The 20,331-nt window shown below is 63.1% G+C and carries 6 protein-coding genes; all 6 read left to right on the top strand.

Annotated elements, in window-relative coordinates:
* A partial coding sequence (locus CWS72_RS26645; RefSeq protein WP_158240839.1) for a hypothetical protein occupies window positions 1-269 on the top strand: 269 nt, incomplete at its 5' end.
* Window positions 270-577: 308 nt separating this feature from the next.
* Window positions 578-1,435, top strand: coding sequence for a hypothetical protein (locus CWS72_RS26640; protein ID WP_146002902.1), 858 nt, complete (start codon window positions 578-580; stop codon window positions 1,433-1,435).
* A gap of 14 nt (window positions 1,436-1,449) precedes the next feature.
* Window positions 1,450-16,860, top strand: coding sequence for a beta strand repeat-containing protein (locus tag CWS72_RS26635; RefSeq protein ID WP_101253703.1), 15,411 nt, complete (start codon window positions 1,450-1,452; stop codon window positions 16,858-16,860).
* A gap of 16 nt (window positions 16,861-16,876) precedes the next feature.
* Window positions 16,877-17,188 (top strand): hypothetical protein, encoded by a 312-nt coding sequence (locus CWS72_RS26630; RefSeq protein WP_101253702.1) that lies wholly within the window; start codon window positions 16,877-16,879, stop codon window positions 17,186-17,188.
* A gap of 411 nt (window positions 17,189-17,599) precedes the next feature.
* A complete protein-coding gene (locus tag CWS72_RS27585; protein ID WP_146002901.1) occupies window positions 17,600-18,319 on the top strand; it encodes a hypothetical protein in 720 nt (239 codons plus the stop codon).
* 444 nt (window positions 18,320-18,763) lie between these two features.
* Window positions 18,764-20,331 (top strand): hypothetical protein (locus CWS72_RS26625; protein WP_146002900.1); only part of this gene is annotated, 1,568 nt, incomplete at its 3' end.

The raw sequence follows: 20,331 nt of genomic DNA, 5'->3' as shown, positions 1-20,331 counted from the left end.
TGAGCAACCAGTTCGACACCATCGATAACGGCGGCACGGCCGGGCTGCCCGCGGACGTGGCGGCGCTGGTGGCGCTGGCGGTGCAATTGCGGGCGGCGAAGGCCGACGAGGGCTTTCTGGCGGCGCGGCTGGGCCTGGGGGAGATGTCGGACAAATGGGCCGACATCGTCCTGGCGGCCGAGGACCCCACGCTGTTCGCCAGCGTCGACGCGGCGGTGGCGGCGGCCAACAATGTGGCGATGGCCGAGGGACGCCAACGCGCAGCCTGAGAAAAGCAGCCTATGACATAAAAATTTCTTCTTTTGGTTGTGTGGTTTTGGCGGTCTCGGAACGTCTATGGGGATAGAAGCCGAAAACGATCCCGGTGGGCGGGGCGGAGAAAGACTTCAGGGGCAGGGCTGCACCACGCAATAATCGAGCGATCGGACCGTTTCTCGCGGAAGGCGGAAAGGGTAGGCGAAGGTGATGTGTCGTCGAAAGGGGCAGGGGGAGCGCAGAGAGCTATGAACAGCGGTGAAGTGGGCGCCGAAGAGGCGTCTTCGGCGAGTAGGGTGAAGCGTCGGAAAAGGCCAAGAGCGTGAATCGAAAGCATTTTGCAGTTCTGGCGATGGCGTTGCTTTTCATCGCTCTCCCGGCGCACGGGCAGGAATCCATCCAACGCGGCGGGAATGGGTTGCCGCAGATCCCGGAGCACTTCGACCGCGAAGCGGACAAGGCGCCTTATGTCAAGGCGTTCGCCCAGCATTTCGGCCCCCTTGATCCCGACATGCTTCGCTATCCGGATGGGCAGAAGGACAAGGCGTTCTGCGAGCAGTTCCTGATCGATCTGAAGGCGATGCGGGGCATCACCTTTGTCGAGCCCATCGTCAAAGCCGATCGCGCCGATGATCCGAAGCTGCAAGATACGCTGGAGAAATATTGCCCCTACGGCGATGAGGCAAACAATCGGTGGGTCTATATTGAGGATGACTTTGCCTGGATGTCCCATGAACAACTTGATGAAACTGGTCATATCGTTTACGCAGAAAGTAATTTACGGATTTATTATATAAATATCTTAAATGACAAAGGCGGAGATAGCTTGATTACCTACGCAGATAGCGTATGCGCGAAAGATAAGAAATTCGGCTGTTCTGATCCTCACTACCATGTTCTTGACAGAGATATTTGTAGTCGTGGAGCACTTATTGTTCCACACGACAATAAGATTACACCAAATTTCAACGTGACGGATCCATTTGGGTTTCAGCACACAAAGAAGAAACCCGAGGCCATTAATGCAATAATTAAATATAAAAATAAATACTTTGTGATTAATATAAATAATACATACTATCTATGGCTTCATGGTGAAGTTAATAATGAATATGTTAAGTGTAACTTCCCTCATCCATCTATAATAAAACCACTGTCGCCCTCTGCTCGTGATCGGTAAAACGGAGAAAATTCATGCCCTCGGCCGATGTCATTTCCCAGACTTTTACGTTCCTGAAGCAGAGCGAGGGCTTAAGGCTCTATATTTATAATGATTCACGTGGCATCCCGACCATGGCGATCGGCGTTGCGCTGGTCGTCTATAGTGATGGCAAGTGGGGCACAGTAAAGAATCTGGATGCGCTTCTGACCGAGGCGGGGGTTCCGGCATCGAGTCTTGTCGCGGGGAACGATGCCAACGGACAGCCGACGGCCTATCAGCAACTTCTAAACGCACTCGACCAGCGGGCGGACGATCTCACTACCAATAACGGCACCATGACCCGTCAGTCAGGTTGGACCGTCGCCACCGACACGACCTTTGCCAACCCGAGCACGGGGGCCGGCAACCAATACGGCATCCAGTTGACGAACCCTGGTGCGCAAGCGGTCGCAACCGATGCGATCACGACCCTCTATAACAAATACAGTGCCGCGCCCAGCGCTACCAACCCTTACGGCTTCGGGGCCTCGTGGAACGCGCTCAATTCCGACCAACAGGTGTCGATCCTGCGTCTTGCCTACAACGTCGGCAGTCCCGGCGCCTCCCTCTACGCCGCGCTGACCCAGAAGGATGCTTCCGGCAATCCCGCACCGGATTTCCTGCGGGCCGGGCTGGAGGCGATGGTCAACAGCAACGGCGGCTTTGTCGGCAACACGGCGAATTCGGATTGGTCGATCGCCCAGCCGTTTCTGCAATCCTGGCTGACCAGCGGGGTAGGGGCATCGGCCACCGACCTCGCCACCCTGGCGCAGTTCGCGCCGCAGATCGATCGCTATCTGAGCGGCCTCATCGGAAAAGGCGCCGGCAGCGACGTCGTGACCGAGATCGCCAACAGCGTGGCCTCTCTTTACAATCAGGCGGCTCCCGCCGAGGGCCTGTCGGGCACGTTTCAGGTCAACAACGGGCAGATCGTCTATGTGGCCTCGGCGGCCGATACCAACATCGGCGCGATCGCCACGGCCCTGGGGGCCTCGGTTCTCGCCCTCGAAGTGGCCAATCCCGGCCTTTACGGCGGTGCGGGCGGTGTCGCCGGGCAGACGCTGCAATCGCCCACCAACGCCGCGCTCTTCGTCGCCGCCCTGTTGCAGCAGCAGGGGGTGGCCCCCGGCAGCGAGACGTCAAGCCAGTTCACCGCCCAAGTCTCGGCGCTGTCGCAGGAATGGGCCGGCAGTGTCGCCAACCTGCCGATCGGCACCGATCTCAAGGGCGCGGACCTCAGCCATATCACCCTGCTGGGCGATCCCGGCAATCCGAACCAGACCTTGACCCTTCCGGCCGGCTTCACCGGATGGGTGATCGAGGGGGCCGACGGCACCTTCGCCCTGGTTCCCCCTGCGGCCGGCGTGGCCAAGACCAACATTACCCTGCTGAAGCAGGACGGTTCGGCCTCGGCCATCGCTCTCGGCGGAAACAGCGTCGTCTCCTTTCAGAAGCTGCCGGGCACGGCCGACAAGGTGCAATTTACCCTGTCCAACCACCGGACCGTCACCGCCTATACCGATCCGACGCTTGGCGCGGTGACGGCGATCCAGCAGCAATTGCTCGCCCAGGCCTCGGTGCCGACCTCGGTTCCGAGCATCATCAGCGTCGAGGTGATCATTCCCGAGGACGGCGGGCCGTCTTCGGGAATGATCACCTATTCCGACGGAACGACGCAGACAGGGAGTTCGGGGAGTTTCGACGCGCAATCGGGCAGCCTGTCGGTCACCACATCGATTGCCGGAACCGGCGTAAGCGGTCAGCCGGTGCAGTTCACAATGGACGAAAATGGCGGCGGCACCGTCACGACGGCAGGCGGCGCGGCTTACAGCTTCGCCTCCGGTCTGACCCCGGTGATCAACGCCGACGGCACGGTATCGGTGAGCTCAAGCTTGGGCACCCTTTCGATCACGCCGTCGTCGGGGGCGGGAACATTCGCGGCGGCCGGCGGGACGACGGTGGCGCTGGACGGGACGCAGGCGGTCGACCTGACGGCGGCGGGATTGCGGGTGGGCGGTCTGTCGGTCAACGCCGACGGGTCGGGAACGATCGCCGCCGGCGGGGCCAGCCTGTCCTTCGGGGCGGGGTCGAGCCTTCGTCTTTCCGATGGCGGCGCGGTGGTGACCTCGGCGGACGGAACGAACGCGGCGTCGGTGACGTCGGACGGGGGCCTGTCGGTGGACGGGGTGACGGTGGCGGCCGGGTCGTGGACGGGCCTGACGCTGGAGGGCGAGGGGCGGTTCGACGTGAGCCTGTCCGGCGGGGCGGGGACGCTGTCCTTCGATGCCGACAGCGGGACGCTGGCCGGTCCGGGCGGCACGGCGCTGAGTTTGGGAAGCGCGCCGTCGGTCTCGGTGGCGGACGGGGCGGCGGTGATCGATCTGGGGGCGGAGTCCTCGGGCGTGTCGCGCCGGCTGGTGCTGGCCGGCGACGGCGGCCTGTCCTATCAGGTGGGCGGAGAGACGGTGGTCTCGGCGCCGGCGGGCAGCACGGTGACGGTCGATGGAACGGGTCTGGTCGCCATCACGACGCCGGCGGGTGCGCTGGACGGGACGACGCTGACCACGCTGATCGACGGGGACAACAATGTGGCGCTGATGGGGGTGTCCTCGGCGGGCAGTTGGGCGACCTCCTACGGGGCGGATGGGACGGTCGGGCTGATCATTGCCAAAAGCGCCGACGACAGCTTCGTCTTCGAAGGCGAGCGCGATCCGGTCAGCGGGACATTCTCCATCACCCAGGCGTCGCTGCTGGGGGCGAGCTACGGCGGGGAGGGGGATTTCAGCGGTTGGGTGGACCAGGTGATGGCCAGCGCCGACGGGCAGGAGGAAGCGGCGGCGGCCAGCGCCTATGGCCAGCTTCTGAGCAACCAGTTCGACACCATCGATAACGGCGGCACGGCCGGGCTGCCCGCGGACGTGGCGGCGCTGGTGGCGCTGGCGGTGCAATTGCGGGCGGCGAAGGCCGACGAGGTCTTTCTGGCGGCGCGGCTGGGCCTGGGGGGGATGTCGGACAAATGGGCCGACATCGTCCTGGCGGCCGAGGACCCCGGCCTGTTCGCCAGCGTCGACGCGGCGGCGGCGGCGGCCAACAACGTGGCGATGGCCGGGATCTATTCGCTGATCGCGCCGCAGATCCGCGAGATGCCCTCGATCATCACGGCGGAGGTGATCGGGTTCGGCGATCCCGAGGATCCGAACAATGCGCAGTGGAAGATCACATGGTCCTCGCTGGGCATTTCCTTTCCGCTGGTGCTCGACCTTTCCGGCACCGGCATCGATCTGGTGCCGGAGGCGACCAGCGGGGTCACCTTCGACGTCAACGACAGCGGCACGGCGGTGCCGGTGGGCTGGGTGGGCAAAAGCAACGGCATCCTGGTGTTCGACGCCAATCACAACGGCACCATCGACGACGCCGGCGAATGGTTCGGCCAGAAGTTCTCGGTGAATGGAAGCACCCCGCCGGCCGGCCAGACCGGGTTCCAGGCCCTGGCCACCTTGGCGACGGCGGGGGCGGACAGCTTCTCGGCGGCCACCTCGCTGATCGACGCCGCCACCGGCAAGCTCTATTTCGACGAGGTCGAGGTGTGGGTGGACGCCAACGGCAACGGCGTCACCGACGCGGGCGAGCTTCACACCCTTCAACAACTGGGCATCACCTCGATCTCCCTGAGTTCGACGACGGTGGACCAGGAGGTGAGCGGCAATGTGGTGCTGTCGACGGCACGCTACCAGACCAGCGACGGGACCAGCCACACCATCGACGACATCGGTCTGGCCACCACGGCGGGGGCGTCACGGACGGCCAGCGCCACCGATGGCCCGGCCATCCTGGCCTTCGGCGAGATCGTGGCCCAGGCCTTCCCCGGGGTGGCGGCCGGCCAGGCCCAGGCGGCGGCTGTCGCGGTCAAGGGCGTCTCCACCGATTTCAGCGCCGATATCACGTCCATGCGGCAGTACATGGGCACGGCGCGGGGCATGGAAATCGACGGCATCTATTCCAACAGGTTCTTCTATACCCCCGATCCGTCCAAAGTGTGGGCCTACAGCGGCGCCGGGCAGGAGTCGAACAACGCGCCGGCGGAGGTCATTTCAGTGTTGAGCGCCATCGGCGGCGGGGCGGCGAGCGTCGAGGCCGCGGCCCAAACGGTGGCCATCGGTGCCGATGCCCTCGGGACCGCCCAGGCTGCCGCGCTGGCGGCCGACACGGATCCCACCGCGGCGTCGCTGGCAGCCGCCAAGGCCTCGGCGGAGCAGGCGGGCAGCCAATGGGCGGCGGCCATCGACGGTTATCTTGCGGCCAACGCGTCGCTGGCCGGGGTGGGGGCCATGGTGGCCGCGGCCGAAAGCGATCTTGCCGCCCTGGTGCCGGTCGATTTCGAGGTCACCGGCCATTTGCCCAACGGCTTCACTTATTGGTCGATCGGCGACGTCGATCTGGCGGAAGCGGCGTTCGGTGGACTGGCCGACGGACTGGCCGCCTATGCGTCGCTCAAGGACGCGCTGGAAACCGTACTCGGGGCCACGGCCCAGGCCGGCGATTACGAAAAGGCGCTGGTCGGGGCCGACGGGCAACTCACCCAGGCGGGCCAGGGGCGCGATCTGCTGCTGGCGGCGGGCGGAACCGAGACCTTCGCGGCCGGCGGCGGCCACGACGACTTCGTCTTCACGCCGTCGTCCGGCAATGCCGTCATCAAGGGCTTCGTCGCCGGCGCCTCGGGCGATCAGCTTCAGTTTCTCGGGGTGGGCGCCGGTATCATCGTCGGCGACGACGGCGCGGGCGGCACGGTCATCACCTACGGCAACGGCGGCCGGGTCGATCTGGCCGGAGTGGCGCCGGGCCAGCTCGACCTGTTCGCCAATGTCGCCGGGGTCGACACGGTCTCATTCGCCGGGTCGGTGAACGCCGGGACGCGCAGCCTGGGCGGCGCGCCGCTGTTCATGGACGGGGAGGTCCATGTGCACGATCTGGTGGCCTCGGACCATGGCGACGTCCTGATCGGCGATCAGGGCGCCGACACGCTGACCGGCGGGGCCGGCAACGACACGCTGATCAGCGGTGGTGGGGACAACAGCTATGTGATCGATGCCGGCGGCGGGCGGGATCTGATCGTCAACGGGGCGGCGGGCAGCGGCACCCGGGAGGGCGAGCTTCTGCTGGATGCGGCTGCGACCACCGGCGGGATGTGGTTTTCCCGTTCGGGTAACGATCTGGTGGCGCAAGTGCTGGGCACGACGTCGACGGTCACCATCGCCGGCTGGTTCTCCGGCGGCGCGGCGCAGCTCGGAACCATCGCCGCCGCCGACGGGTCTTCGCTGTCGGCGGCGGCCGTCAATCGGTTGGAGCGGGCGATGGCCGCCTACCAGCAAAGCAATCCGGCGTTCAATCCCGGGACTGCGTCGTCGGCCCCCGATCTGCAGGCGTTTCTGACCTTCGACGCCGGCGACGGGGCGGTGGTGATCTCGGGTGGAGCCGGCGTTTCCCTGAAGCTTGGTCCCAGCCTCAATCCCGGCAATCTATGGTTTTTACAATCGGGTGACGATCTGGTCATTCAGGTCGGCAGCGGCACCGGACGGACGACGACACAGACGACCAACGGCACGGCCACAAATACGCTGGACACGCTGACCGTCAAGAACTGGTTCACCGGGGCGTCGGCGCAAGTGCAATCGCTGATCCTGTCCGACGGCTCGTCCATCGGCGCGGCGGCGATCACCGCCCTGGCCCAGGCGATGACGCCGTTCTATCAGGCGTGGATCGGCGATTACACGGCAGCCGGTCAGGAGATGACGCCGGCCGGTTTCGACTACGCCTACCACTTCACATCGGCGGCGGCACTCAATGAAGGGTGGTCGCGGACACTGGTCGCGGGAAGCGGTAATCAGTTCCTGGATACCTGGTTCGGCTACGACACCATCCTGGGCGGAGCCGGGGACCATACGCTGATCGGCGACGATGAGCGGATCGGCAGCACCGAGCTGATCTATGCCGGGGCGCCGGGGACGGTGACGGTCGATCTGTCCGCCGGCCTGGCACAAAACGGCTTCGGCGGCACCGATACGCTGATCGATATCGACGTCGTCACGTTGATCGGCAACGATGGAACCCTGATCGGCAGCGCCCCAGGCGGCAATTTTCCCACCCTGATCGCCAGGGGAGACGGCAATCTGCTGGAGGCCGGAGGCAATGCGGCGGCGCTGATCGAGACCGGGAACTCCAGCGTCCTCATCGGCTGGACTGGGAGCGGGAAAGGCGGCGCCGCCCTCATGGAGGCTGTCGGTACGGATGACACCTTGTTGGGGGGCGCGGGCGAGGTCACACTGACCACCGAGGGGGGCGGCAACACCCTGATCGGCGGCGTAGCCGCCTTCGTCCCCACCTTTCAAAACGGCGTGACCGCGACCGGTTATTATACGACCCAGATTCTCTCCGCTACCGGCGATCGCAACCTGCTGAGCGCCGGTAGCGGCGGCATGACGCTGACCGAGACCGGCAACGCCAGCACCCTGCTGGGGTCCTCTCAACCCTACGCCGGAGGCCCGGATCTTCTTATCGCCACCGGCAACGGCAATACACTGATCGCCGACACCGGCCGGAATACGCTGGTCGCGAGCGGCTATGGCAATACGTTGATCGGCGATACGGGTCGGATCTGGCCGGGACTGGCCTATGACGACACGCTGCTCGCCACCGGCGGGGGCAATGTGCTGATCGCCGGCATCGGCGATGATCTGCTCTGTGCGACCGGAGACGCCAGCACCCTGGTCGGCGGGACCGGGGACGATACCCTGACGGCCTCGGGGTCCGGCGAAACGCTGATCGCCGGGAAGGGGGCGGCCACCCTGTCGGCGCGCGGCGACGGTGATACGTTGCTCGGCGGGGCCGGCGAAGACCTGCTGATGGCCGACGGAACCCAGGAAATCCTGACGGGGGGCAGCGGCGACGCGACCTTGTCGGTAACCGGCGATGCCAATCTCCTGACCGGTGGGACCGGCACAGACACCCTGCTCGCCGCCGGCGCGGGCAATCTGTTGCGTGCCAAAGGCATAGCGGACGTCCTGTCGGCTGCCGGGCGGCGGAACACGCTGGTCGCCGGCGGCGGCACCGACACTCTTCTAGAGACGGGTGGTGCCAATACTCTGGTCGGCGGCGCCGGAACCTCCACCCTAGCGGCCTTCGACGACGGGAATCTGTTGACCGCCGGCAGCGGCACCAATTCCCTGTTGGCCGTCGGCCAGGCCAACACGCTGGTTGCCGGCAGCGGCACCGGCATTCTTTCGGTGACGGGCGACGTCAACACCCTGATCGGCGGAAGCGGGGCGGATTTCCTGTCGGCGACGGGCGATGCCAACACCCTGCTGGGTGGTGGTGGAGTTCAGTCGCTGGTGGCCATGGGCGGCGGCAATCTGCTGGCCGCCGGTTCCGGCCTCGACGTGCTGTCGGTCAACGGTTCGGCCAACACGCTGACGGGCGGCGCCGGCAGTGATCTCCTGACCGCCACCGGCGCGGGAAATACGCTCATCGGCGGGGCGGGCCTCGCCGTGCTGGAAAGCGATGCTTCCGGCAACACCCTGATCGCCGGCGGCGGGGTGACGGTCGCGGCCTATGGGGTCGGCAACCTGACGGTCGATCTGGGCAAGGGCGTCGCCCGGGTGAACGGCGCGGCCGGCGGCGATACGCTGCTGGGCGGCATCGCCACGCTGGAGTCTTACGGCAGCCACGACACCCTGACGGCCGGCGGCGGGAACGACTGGATCCTGCTGGCCGGTGCCGCCGACACGGCGATCGGTGGGGCCGGCGTCACCACCCTGGTCAGCGATCTGGCCGGCAATACCCTGATCGGCGGCACCGGCCGGACCGAGGTGTTCTATACGGGCGACCATGTGGCGGTGGACCTGAAGGCCGGCCTCGGCACCTCGTCGGGGGGCGTGGGCACCGGCGATAGGCTGATCGGCCTGACGGCGGCGGCGGTCTCGGGGAGCGCCGATACGCTGATCGGCACGGCCACCGGCGGCGCCCTGTTGCAGGCGCTGGGTGGAACCGGCGATACCCTGATGGCGTCGGGCGGCGGAAATACCCTGGTCGGCGGGATGGGCATGACGACGTTGGTCAGCGCCGCCGTCGGCGGCAACACGCTGATCGCCGGCAGCGGCGGGGCCGAGGCCATCTTTTCCGGCGCCGGCATCGCCGTCGATCTGGGGGCCGGGCGGGCGACGGCCAACGGCGCCGTCGCCGACACCCTGGCCGGAACCTTCGCGGTGGCGGCGGCGCTGGGCGCGGGCGATACGCTGATCGGCGGGGCTGGGACCTCGACCCTGGTCGGCGATCTGTCCGGTTCCACCTTGGTCGCCGGAACGGGCGTCACCTGGGGCTGGTACGGGGCCGACCACGCGGTGGTGGACCTGGGCGCCGGCGGAGCCGGTGTGACGGGCGGGGGACAGGACCGCCTGATCGGTCTCACCGACGCGGCGGTGGCCGGAGCGGACGACACGCTGATCGCCGGCGGGCATGACACCCTGGCGGCGCTGGGCAACGGGGATACGCTGGTCGCCAAGGGCGGCGGCAATGTGCTGCTGGGCGGCGCTTTCGTCTCCACCCTGGCCGGCGATCTGGCCGGCTCGACCCTGGTGGCGGGCAGCGGCCCGACGGTCGCCGTTTACGGCACGGCCGGAACGGTGGTCGACCTGGCCACCGGGCTGGCCACGGCGGGCGGCGCCAGCGACACCTTGGCCGGCATCACGGTGGCGGCGGCGTCCGGCGGCGGCGAAACGCTGATCGGCACGGCCGGCGGTTCCACCCTGATCGGCAGCGGTGCCGGCGATACGCTGATCGGCGGATCGACCCTGACCGAGGCCTATTACGCCGGTGGCGGCATGACCGTCGACTTGGGCGCCGGCACGGCGGAGCAAAACGGCGCCGACTGGGGCGACATCCTGATCGGCATCAAGCGCGCCGCGGTGAGCGACGACGGCAATGTGCTGGTCGCCGCCAATGGCGACGTGGCGATCGCCCTTTCCGGCCGGAACAATACCCTGATCGCCGAGGGCAGCGGCGACACGCTGGAGGCCGGCACCGGCACCACCACGCTGATCGGCGATGCCGCCGGCAACGTCATGCTGGGCGGCACGGGCCGGACGGTGGCCTATTACGCGGCCGACGATGTCGCCATAGATCTGACCGCCGGCACGGCGCGGGTAGCCGGTGCGGCGGTGGGCGATACGGTTCTTGGGCTCAAGAATGTGGTGCTGACCGGCAGCGATCAGACGCTGATCGGCACGGCGACGGGCGGTGACGTCCTGGTGGCGATGCAAGGGCAGGACGACACCCTGATCGCCGAAGGGGCGGGCAACACCCTGCTGGGTGGCGCCGGCACCTCGACGCTGATCGGCGACGGCCTGGGCAACACGCTGATCGCCGGGGCCGGGCTGACCCGGGCCTCCTTCGGCGGCAGCTTCGTCACTGTCGACTTGAACGCCGGCACGGCGCGGGTCAACGGTTCCACCACGTTCGATACCTTGATCGGCATCAAGGCGGTGCAGGTGTTCGGCTATGGCGACACGCTGATCGGCAGCGCCGCCGGCGGCGACGACCTGGAGATCACCGGCCTCAACGACACGCTGATCGCCAATGGCGGCGGCGACGTGCTGCGGGGCGGGACCAGTGCCGGCACTCTGGCCAGCAATGCCGCCGGCAACACGCTGATCGCCGGATCGGGCAAGGTCATCGCCTATTACGCCGCCGACGATGTGACGGTCGATCTGACCGCCGGCCGGGCCGGGGTGAACGGCGCAACGGCGGCCGACACCCTGGTCGGTATCTCGGCGGCCGAAGCGGCCGGCAGCGGCGATACGCTGATCGGCGGGACGGGGCGCTCGACCCTGGTGGGCGACCTGGAAGGGGGAACCCTGATCGCCGGGGCCGGCCGGGCGCTGGCGGTTTACCAGGCCGCCGGCTCCGTCGTCGATCTGGGCGCCGGGACGGCGCGTCCGGCGGCGGCCGGCCTGGGCGATACCCTGGTGGGCATCAGTGACGGCCTGATCGAGGGTGCCGGCGCCACCCTGATCGGCGCCGCCGGCGGCTCGACCCTGGTGGCGACCAGCGCCGGCGATACGCTGGTCAGCCGTGCCGCCAGTGACACGTTGATCGGCGCGGCCGGCGTCGCGGCGGACTATCTGGCCGCCGGCCTGGTGGTCAATTTGGCGGCGGGGACGGTCGCCGGCAACAGCGGGAATGGCGTGATCTCGGGACTCTCCAACGTCACCGTGGCCGGTAATAATGACACTCTGATCGGCAGCGGCATTGACACGCTGGTCGCGACGGGCAGCGGCGATGTGGTTTTCGACGGCGGTGGCGCCGGCACGCTGATTGCGGCGGGCAACCATGACACGCTGGTGGCGTCCGCTCCCTCGACGCTGATCGGTGATGGGGCCGGCAATACGTTGATCGGCAGCATCGAGAATATCCTGCGGATACAGGTGAGCTGGAACAATTGGTGTAATAGCTGGAGTAAGCTGAAAGCCGACGGCTTGGCTGCTTACGCCGCCGATGGCGCCGTTGTCCAACTGACCGCGACCTCGACCTGGGCCTACAATCCCTCCACCAGTAGCGAAACGGAGACGACGACGACATCGGGGACGGCGGCGGTCGCCGGTGTCGGCACGGGCGATGTGCTGGCAAACATCATCGCCGTCGAGGCGGCCGGTGACCATGACACCCTGATCGCCAATTCCGATCCGACCGGCCTGATCACCTTGATCGCCACGGGCAGCCACGACACGTTGGCTGCCGGCGGCACCTCGACGTTGATCAGCAATCTCGCCGACAACACCCTGATCGGCGGTGATGCCTTTTACACCACCGACGGCGTGACGATCAGTCTGGCCGGCGGCTGGGCGCGCGCCGCAGGCGCATCCTTGAGCGACAGCCTGATCGGGGTGACGATGGCGGAGGTGAGCGGCGATCGCGCCGCCCTAAGGGGCGGCGCGGGCGACACGCTTGTGGCCGCCGGCGATAACGACACACTGGTCGGTGGCGGGACGCTGGTCACCAGCGTCCAGACAACCACGTTGTTCGACAGTGGGGGCACGTTAATCACCAGCAGTGTCTATGAAAATACACTGGTCGGCAGCGATGGCACGTTGACGGCCAGTGGCACCAACGACACGCTGATCGGCTCGGGTGGCGGCACATTGTTCGCCGCCGGCACCAACGACACGCTGATCGGTTCGGGAAGCGATGTCCTGATCGCCACGGGCGATAATGAAACACTGATCGGTTCGGGAAACGGGACCTTGATCGCCACCGGCGCCAACGACGTGTTGATCGGTTCGTCAGGCGAAACGATCATCGCCAGCGGGGCCGGTGATACGGTGTGGGCAGAAGGATTCAAAGATACCATCGGTTCCGTCGTCTACGGGTATCGGGTGACTGGAGAATATCTGAATACGTTTGGTTCATATTACGAGAGGTATGAAGACGACGGCTATGTAAGCTCTACTTATCGTTATCTGCTTGCAAGCATCGTTGTCGATCCCGGAACGAACGACTTGCAATTGGATACCGTGGAAGGGTCTTTCCTGGAAAGCATCGGGGGACGGTCGGTGCTGGCCGCCGGATCCGGCTCTTTCCTCAATCTGAACCTCTGGTCGTGGGATAATATCGGGGTCGCGCAGGCCGTGGGCCATAGGGATGAGCTGATCGGCCTTTCCCAAGGTGCCAGCACGTTGATGACCGACGATTGGAGCAATACGCTTTTCGGGAACGGCTCCGGTCTGACGGAGGCCTATCTTTATACAGACGATGCCACCCTCAATTTTTCCAACAATGGAACCGGCCAGCCACTGGTCTGGCCTGGCGGATCTGATACCCTGATCGGCATCAATGTCGGCGTCGCTGGCGGCAACAACGATATTCTGGTCGCATATCTTCAAGATACCCTGGAAGGCGGGCTCGGTACTTCCACGCTGATCGGAAACGGCCAAGCCAATACGTTGATCGCCGGCGCGGGGCCAACGATCTGCTTTGGCGGCGGTTTCGTCGATCTCGGTCTGGGGGAGGAGTTTAAGAACGGGGGCTGGGATCAACTCATCGGCATCACCATCGCGGAGTCCGCAGGTTCCAATAGCACGCTGATCGGCGGCCTGGGTAGCACCACTCTGATCGATAACGTCAATGGTTCGTGGGGCAACAATACGCTGATCGCCGGCAGCGGCCCGACGGAAGTCTATTATTCCATGGACCGCGTCAGTTTGAATCTTGGCACGGGGATCGCGACGGCAGGCTTGTCGGACACTCTGATTGGCCGCTTCGCCATCGCCGTCGCCGCCGGGTGGCTCGACACCATCGTCGGTGGGTCCGCCAGCATGCTTCTCGAAGCGGCCGGGAACTATGACACTCTGGTCGGCGGCAGCGGTTCCTCCACTTTGGTGGGAAATGGAGACGCTAATGAATTGATAGCCGGAAGCGGCTCATCCGAGCTCTATTACAGCTCGAATTACATCTCGATTGATCTATGGGCAGGTACTGCCATGGCGCACGATCAATGGGGAAGCGATCTGTACCAGACGCCTCATTACTCCTATATAAATGCCTATCCCTATAGCTATATCGATTATTACATCCAGGACTATGACACGCTCTCGGGGACGTTCTCCTCCGTGGTGGTCGCCGGCAACAATGACACGGTGGTCGGTGGCCCCCTTTCCAATGTGCTGGTGGCCGCCGGCAATGGCGACACATTGACGAGTTGGGGCCAGAGCACCCTGATCGCCAGCGGAGACAACGATACGCTGATCGCCGGTGGCGGCGACACGCTGATCGCCAGCGGTCGGGGCGATCAGCTATTTGGATCGGGACTGGATACGCTGATCGCCACCGGCAATGGCGAGACGTTGGTCGGCGAGGCCGCTGATACGCTGGTGGCAGCCGGACGTGGAAACCTATTGGATGGTTCGGGGATCAGTGGCGGGACGATCGTCGGCAATCTCGGCGGAAATACTTTGGTGGGGGATGTCCGGTATTCTTTCTTCGGACAACCCATGGTCGACTACGCAGCAAACGGCTTAACGGTCGATTTGGACAATGGATCCCCTGTCTTCATTAACGATGGGATCGGCGGGATCCTCCAGGAAATCGATGGTTGGGCGGGCAGTTCCGGCGGTTCCGACACGCTGGTGAATATTTACGCCGTCGAGGTGACGGGAAATTTCGACACCTTGATCGGCGAGGAATTCGGAAATGCCACCCTGATCGCTGTTGGCGCGAACAATACGCTGATCGGTGCCGGTTCTGATAACACGCTGGCAATCATGGGGGGCATGAATGATGTCGTCATTGGCAGCGGTGACAGTCTGCGGGGAGATACGCTGATCACCGATGATGCCAACGGCAATACCCTGAACGCTAACAACGAATTTGGCGGTGCATTACTCTATTATAGCGAGGGCAACCTCACCATCGACCTGCGCGTCGGTAAGTCGATGGCTGCCACAACGGGTAAGAGCGATACCTTGATCGGCCTTTTCTCCTATGTGGAGGTGACCGGCGACCATGACACTTTGATCAATTCCGATGCTGGAAATGGAACGACGCTGGAGGCGAATGGCCACGACAATACCCTTATCGGCGGGGACGATTCGCCTACGTTGGTCAGTGACGCCGTCGGCGGCAATACGCTGATCGCCGGCCTCGGTCCGACGACCGTCGCTTATAATGCATCCGATGCAGTGATGGATCTCGGCAGCGGGACCGTATGGCAGAACGGAGGCCGTGCCGCGGATATGCTCGTAGGCGCCATCGCGGCAGCCCAGATTTCAGGCGATTACGACACTTTGATCGGGTCGAGAGCCGGCGGCAACACCTTGGAGGCGTTTGGAAGCGGCGATACCGTGATCGGATCAAGCGTCGGCGGCAACCTTCTGTCGGCATCCGGAAGCGGCCAAATCGTGATCGCCAATGGCGACGGCAATACTCTAAGGGGATACGGCTGGGGACAATATGTGACCCTGATCAGTAATATTGCCAATAATACGTTGTCCGCATGGAATACTAACGTAATCGCAGCCTATACTGGAAATGGTATTGTTGCCGACCTTGCCATCGGTACCGTCGGAGCCCGCAGTTCCAACATGCACGACTCGCTCGTCGGGGTGTCTATTGTTCAAGTGAACGGCGCTGATGACACTCTCATCGGTGGAAGTGCTGCCGACACGCTGATCAGCAATGGCGTCGGCAACACGTTGATCGCCGGAAGTGGCGCAACGACGGCGGGTTTCCTCGCCGACGATGTCGTCATCGATACGCGTGCTGGGATCGCGACGGTCAAGGGAAGCAACCTCATCGACACACTGGTGGGCGTGATGAGCGCCTATCTCGTTACTGGTAACGATGACACCTTAATCGGTTCTTCGACGGGCCATCAAACCTTGATAGCCTCTAGTGGGGTCGGTAATACGCTGATTGCGTCGGGCACCGCGAACACCCTAGAAGGGGGGAGAGGATCTTCGACTCTATTTAGCAGTCTTGGCAGTAACACATTAATCGGGGGTACTGGTTTGACTTCTGCCCTCTATGACGGCAGTGGCCTCGTTATCTATTGTAAATACGTGGATTATGCGACAGTTGGTCTTGCTGTGGATTGGACCGGTACGTCATTTTCCGGCGGTCCCGTCGATATTTTGTGGGATATATCGATCGCAGGAACGGCTGGTAGCAACAACACATTGATCGGGGGTGGGCAATATTCCACCCTAACCAGTAACTTGGGGGGGAATACCTTGATCAATGGCGCAGCTTATTATTCTAATAATTTCGCCGCCATCGATCTGGGGGCCGGCAAGGCGATGGCCAATGGTTCAAGCCTGGTGGCCGACAAGCTGATTGGTGTTTCCGTACTGGAGGTGGGCGGCAGCCACGACACCCTGATCTCGGCGGCGGGCGACACCCTGACGGCGAGCGGTCTGTTCGACACGCTGGTGGCGGGGACCGGGAGCAACCGGCTGATCGCCACGGGAGGTAATGACTTTTACGATTTCGGGCGGGGCAGCGGGCAGGCGTTCATCGTCAACGGTGCAGCCGGCAATGCCGGTCCTTCGAACGAACTGGATTTCGGTGCCGGGAGCAGTGACGACCAGCTCTGGTTCACGCAATCCGGCAACGACTTGCAAATCGACGTTATGGGAAGCAGCAGCGAGGTGACCGTCAGCAACTGGTTCGCCGGCACCGGCAACCAGCTTTCGGAAATCACCGCCGGCGGTCTGAAGATCGACGGCCAGATTGCTCAACTGGTGCAGGCGATGGCGGTCTATTCGGCCAATCATCCCGGCTTTGCGCCGGGCGCCCTGGCCAACACCCGGGCACCGAGCGATCCGGTGCTGCAGGGCGCCATCGCCGCCGCTTGGCATTGAGCATGAGACGGCCTGGATGAAGGCCGGCACCGGCATGCTGGTGTTCGAAGCGGGCGGCGTCGTCGCGCCGATCACCAACATCACCCAGACGGTGTCGGAGTTCCTGAACGCCGGGGCGACGCCGGGCAAATACGCCGATGGCCTGGCGGCCTTGGCGGCGCTGGCGCAAGCCGGGGCGACGGCCTTTTCCGCGCGGACGGCGCTGATCGACCCCAAGACCGGCTTGTCCTATTGGAACGAGATCATGGTGTGGAACGACGCCAATGGCAACGGCAGCATCGACGCGGCCAGAGAATGGAACATGCGGTCCTTCAAACGGGCAGCCTGAGCAAACCGGGTGCCGCCATAAAAATTTCATCTCATGGTTGTGCGGTTTTGGCGGTTTCAAAACGTCTATCGGAAGAGAAGCCGAAGACGATCCCGGTGGGCGGGGCGACGGCTTCAAGGTGCCAGTGGGGCGGATACGGTCAGTCGGACTAAACGGACGCAGTCATTTTTCGTGGAAAACGAGAGCGGCGAGGTGTCGACAGTTGTGGCGACTTTACAAAACTTTCATGGCGGCGGATCGGGTCGGGATATGGCGAGCAAGAGTGCAAGCAGCATGAACCTCGGCCAAGACCGACGGCACGCATATCGACGAATGGAAGCGCGTGGCCTAATCGCAATAGTTGTATTAGTAATAATAAGTTCATCTAATTATTGTTAGATTCCCGTCTTCGGAAAGTGTCTTATGAGGTGAATGGTAAATCGATCCAAGGTTGGGCGTCATCGGGTCGATCGCCGCCGGGGTGAGCCACACACGTCAGCCGATGATGAGATCCCGGGCAAGGGGAATGGGGAATTGTTGCCAGAGATGCAGAAGAATTGGTTTAAGGGCCTGAATGTGAGCCGGGAGAAATCGACTTTGCTCTCGTTTGTTCGGATTGATGTTGTCATAGCCGTTCTATTCGGCTTTGGGGCGGCTTTGATCTATGCCCCGGTGGCATCGGCTGCGGAGAGCGCCACGCCGTCGCAACAGCCTATGACGCTGGCCGAAATGCGCAAAGCTATACCAGGAACTTGGGAAGCTGACATTCGCGACCGCAACGGAACAACTTATCACGAAAGACTTGATCTTGGTCAAATATCGACCTTGGAAAAATTGAAAAATCTCAATATGGGGTCTGCTATTTCACGAATTTATAGTGACGACACGTCAAATAATATTATGACGAAAAATTGTGATGGGCTATGGCAGTTGATATCCGGAAAATCCTCACATACGGGTAGCCATCCTGAATTGAATTTAAAGATTTACAATACGGACAATGGAGGGCGCTGTGGTCGTGTTGGGAATATTTATCTCCTTTCATCGGATGAGTTTGTTGTCGAGTACGACAATCTATACTGGATTGTACCAGTGGGTGGGTTCGTTATTACCTATCATAGGACCGCTGCCGGGCACCCATCTTCCCGGTAACCTTAGTAGAGTACGATAAATATAGCGCTATAGTAATAATTGAGGGATGTCATGACAACACTTTCGAGCTTCGATGAGATGTATGATAGTGTTTCCGCCTATAATCTGGCGCGTGATAATCTTGTTAAACAACTAGAGAACTCAAAATTATATAATGGCGCTATTAACGCTGGAGAATATAACACAGGACAACTTTATACCGTGGGATACGGATACGACATCAGCAAACAAAGCGGGACGAACATCGTCGCCGATCTGAACACGGCGCTGAGCAATGTTGGTGGTTTGGCTCATTTTCTGAGCCAAGCTCAGATCAATCAAATTTCTTCATACGGAACGAAAAATGGCGCTTCTCTCGCGACCATCAATAGTATTTTTTTAAATGATTTCAGTGGTGGTGCTCTAACTCTGACCGAAACGCAAGCCAGTACTCTGCTTGACGCCGTGGCACCGCGCTATGAGGCGTCTCTTGAAAACTATCTTGCCAAGAATTCGGCCGACAGCACGGTCGCATCCGACCTTTCGAACACCCGCGTCCTGCTCTTCGGCGAGTGGTATAACGGCGGCAGCAACGTCGTCGGTAATACGCAACTCACCGCCCTGCGAACGGACAATTTCAACACGCTGGTCGTCGATCTGCTCACCGCCAATACAAAGGCGGACGGCCAACACCAAACGGGATTGGAAAACAGGGCGATACAGGCCTTGTACGCCTATCTCGGCTTGCCGATCCCCACGGATCTTCCGGGAAGCGGCAACGTCAGCTATTCGCCGATCACGGTCGACGATCCGCAGACGGCGGCGGCGCTGCTGGGGGCGCTGATCACCGGCGCCGGAACGATCCAGCAGAATCTGGCGACGATCCGTACCGATAATCCGTTGCTGGCCGCCGGGATCCAAAATCTCATCAACGACACCAAGACCGGTCTCGATTCGCTGCTGGGCGCGGCCAGTCTCGGCGTCATCCGCGCCGGAGAAACCATCGACCAATTCGCCGCCCGTGTCGGCGCCGATCCTGCCGTCGTCCGTGCCCTCAATCCGCAATACCAATCGGGGAGTCCCAGCGCCGGCCAGGAACTGGTCTTCGCCTCGGCCGCCCAGCCGATCGGCGATAGCAGCTACGACGTCAATGGCGCCTATGCGACGGCCTTCGCCTTCCTGATCAATCTTCAGGACCACACCATTTCGCGGGTGGGGGCGGATCCCGGCAATAGCAATTATCTCCCCGGTAATGTCTATGTGATGGATGGGGCGAAGAACATCGTCGGGGTCTATGCCGCCGGGACGATCTCCTCCCTGTCGACCGAGGACATGACCGGAGCGGTCAATATCGGGCTCGGCGCGGCCCGCGGCATCGACTATCAGTCCGATGGGACGGCGATCGTCACGCAAGGAACGAGTCAGCAGACATTCCAGGCGGGAACCTTCATCGGCGTCTCCCAGCAAGGCGCGACGGTCTTTTCGATCGGCGGCGCCGGGCAAAATCTGTGGCAGGACGGCGGGACATCCTCGCCCATAAGCTTCTATGAGTCCTACGGCGGTTATTCGAGTTATCTCACCTATGCCGTGTCCAAGTTTGGACTGTCGGGCGACCAGATCGTCGCCGTCAATAGCTATGAGACGACGGACGGGCAAGGAGTCACCTCGCGCTTCGAGACGGCGCAACTGCAAGACGCGAGCGGGAACGTCACGACGGTCACCTTGGAGATGCCCTTGACCGGCGGCTCCGAGGGTTCGGTGACCGTGGCAAAGGAATTCGGGGGCGAGTCCCTGCTGCAGACGAGTCTTGTCAATGCGGACGGGACGCTTGGCACTATCGCCAATTCCTTCACTTTCGACGAGGGGGTTTCGACCACGACGGCGGATGCCGGCAATATACTTTCGGCGATAAACACCATCGCCCCCACCGACGCTCCGGTGAGCGTCCCCACTTTCAGCAAGACCGCCCTCGGGGTCACGGTGACCGACCTGGCGACGGCGGCGCAGACCGCGGCCGGATCGGGCGGCGACGG

Origin of the sequence: Telmatospirillum siberiense (genome assembly GCF_002845745.1) — a bacterium.
In the GTDB taxonomy this organism is placed as follows: domain Bacteria; phylum Pseudomonadota; class Alphaproteobacteria; order Rhodospirillales; family Magnetospirillaceae; genus Telmatospirillum; species Telmatospirillum siberiense.
This window is presented reverse-complemented; position numbering and strand designations above follow the sequence as displayed.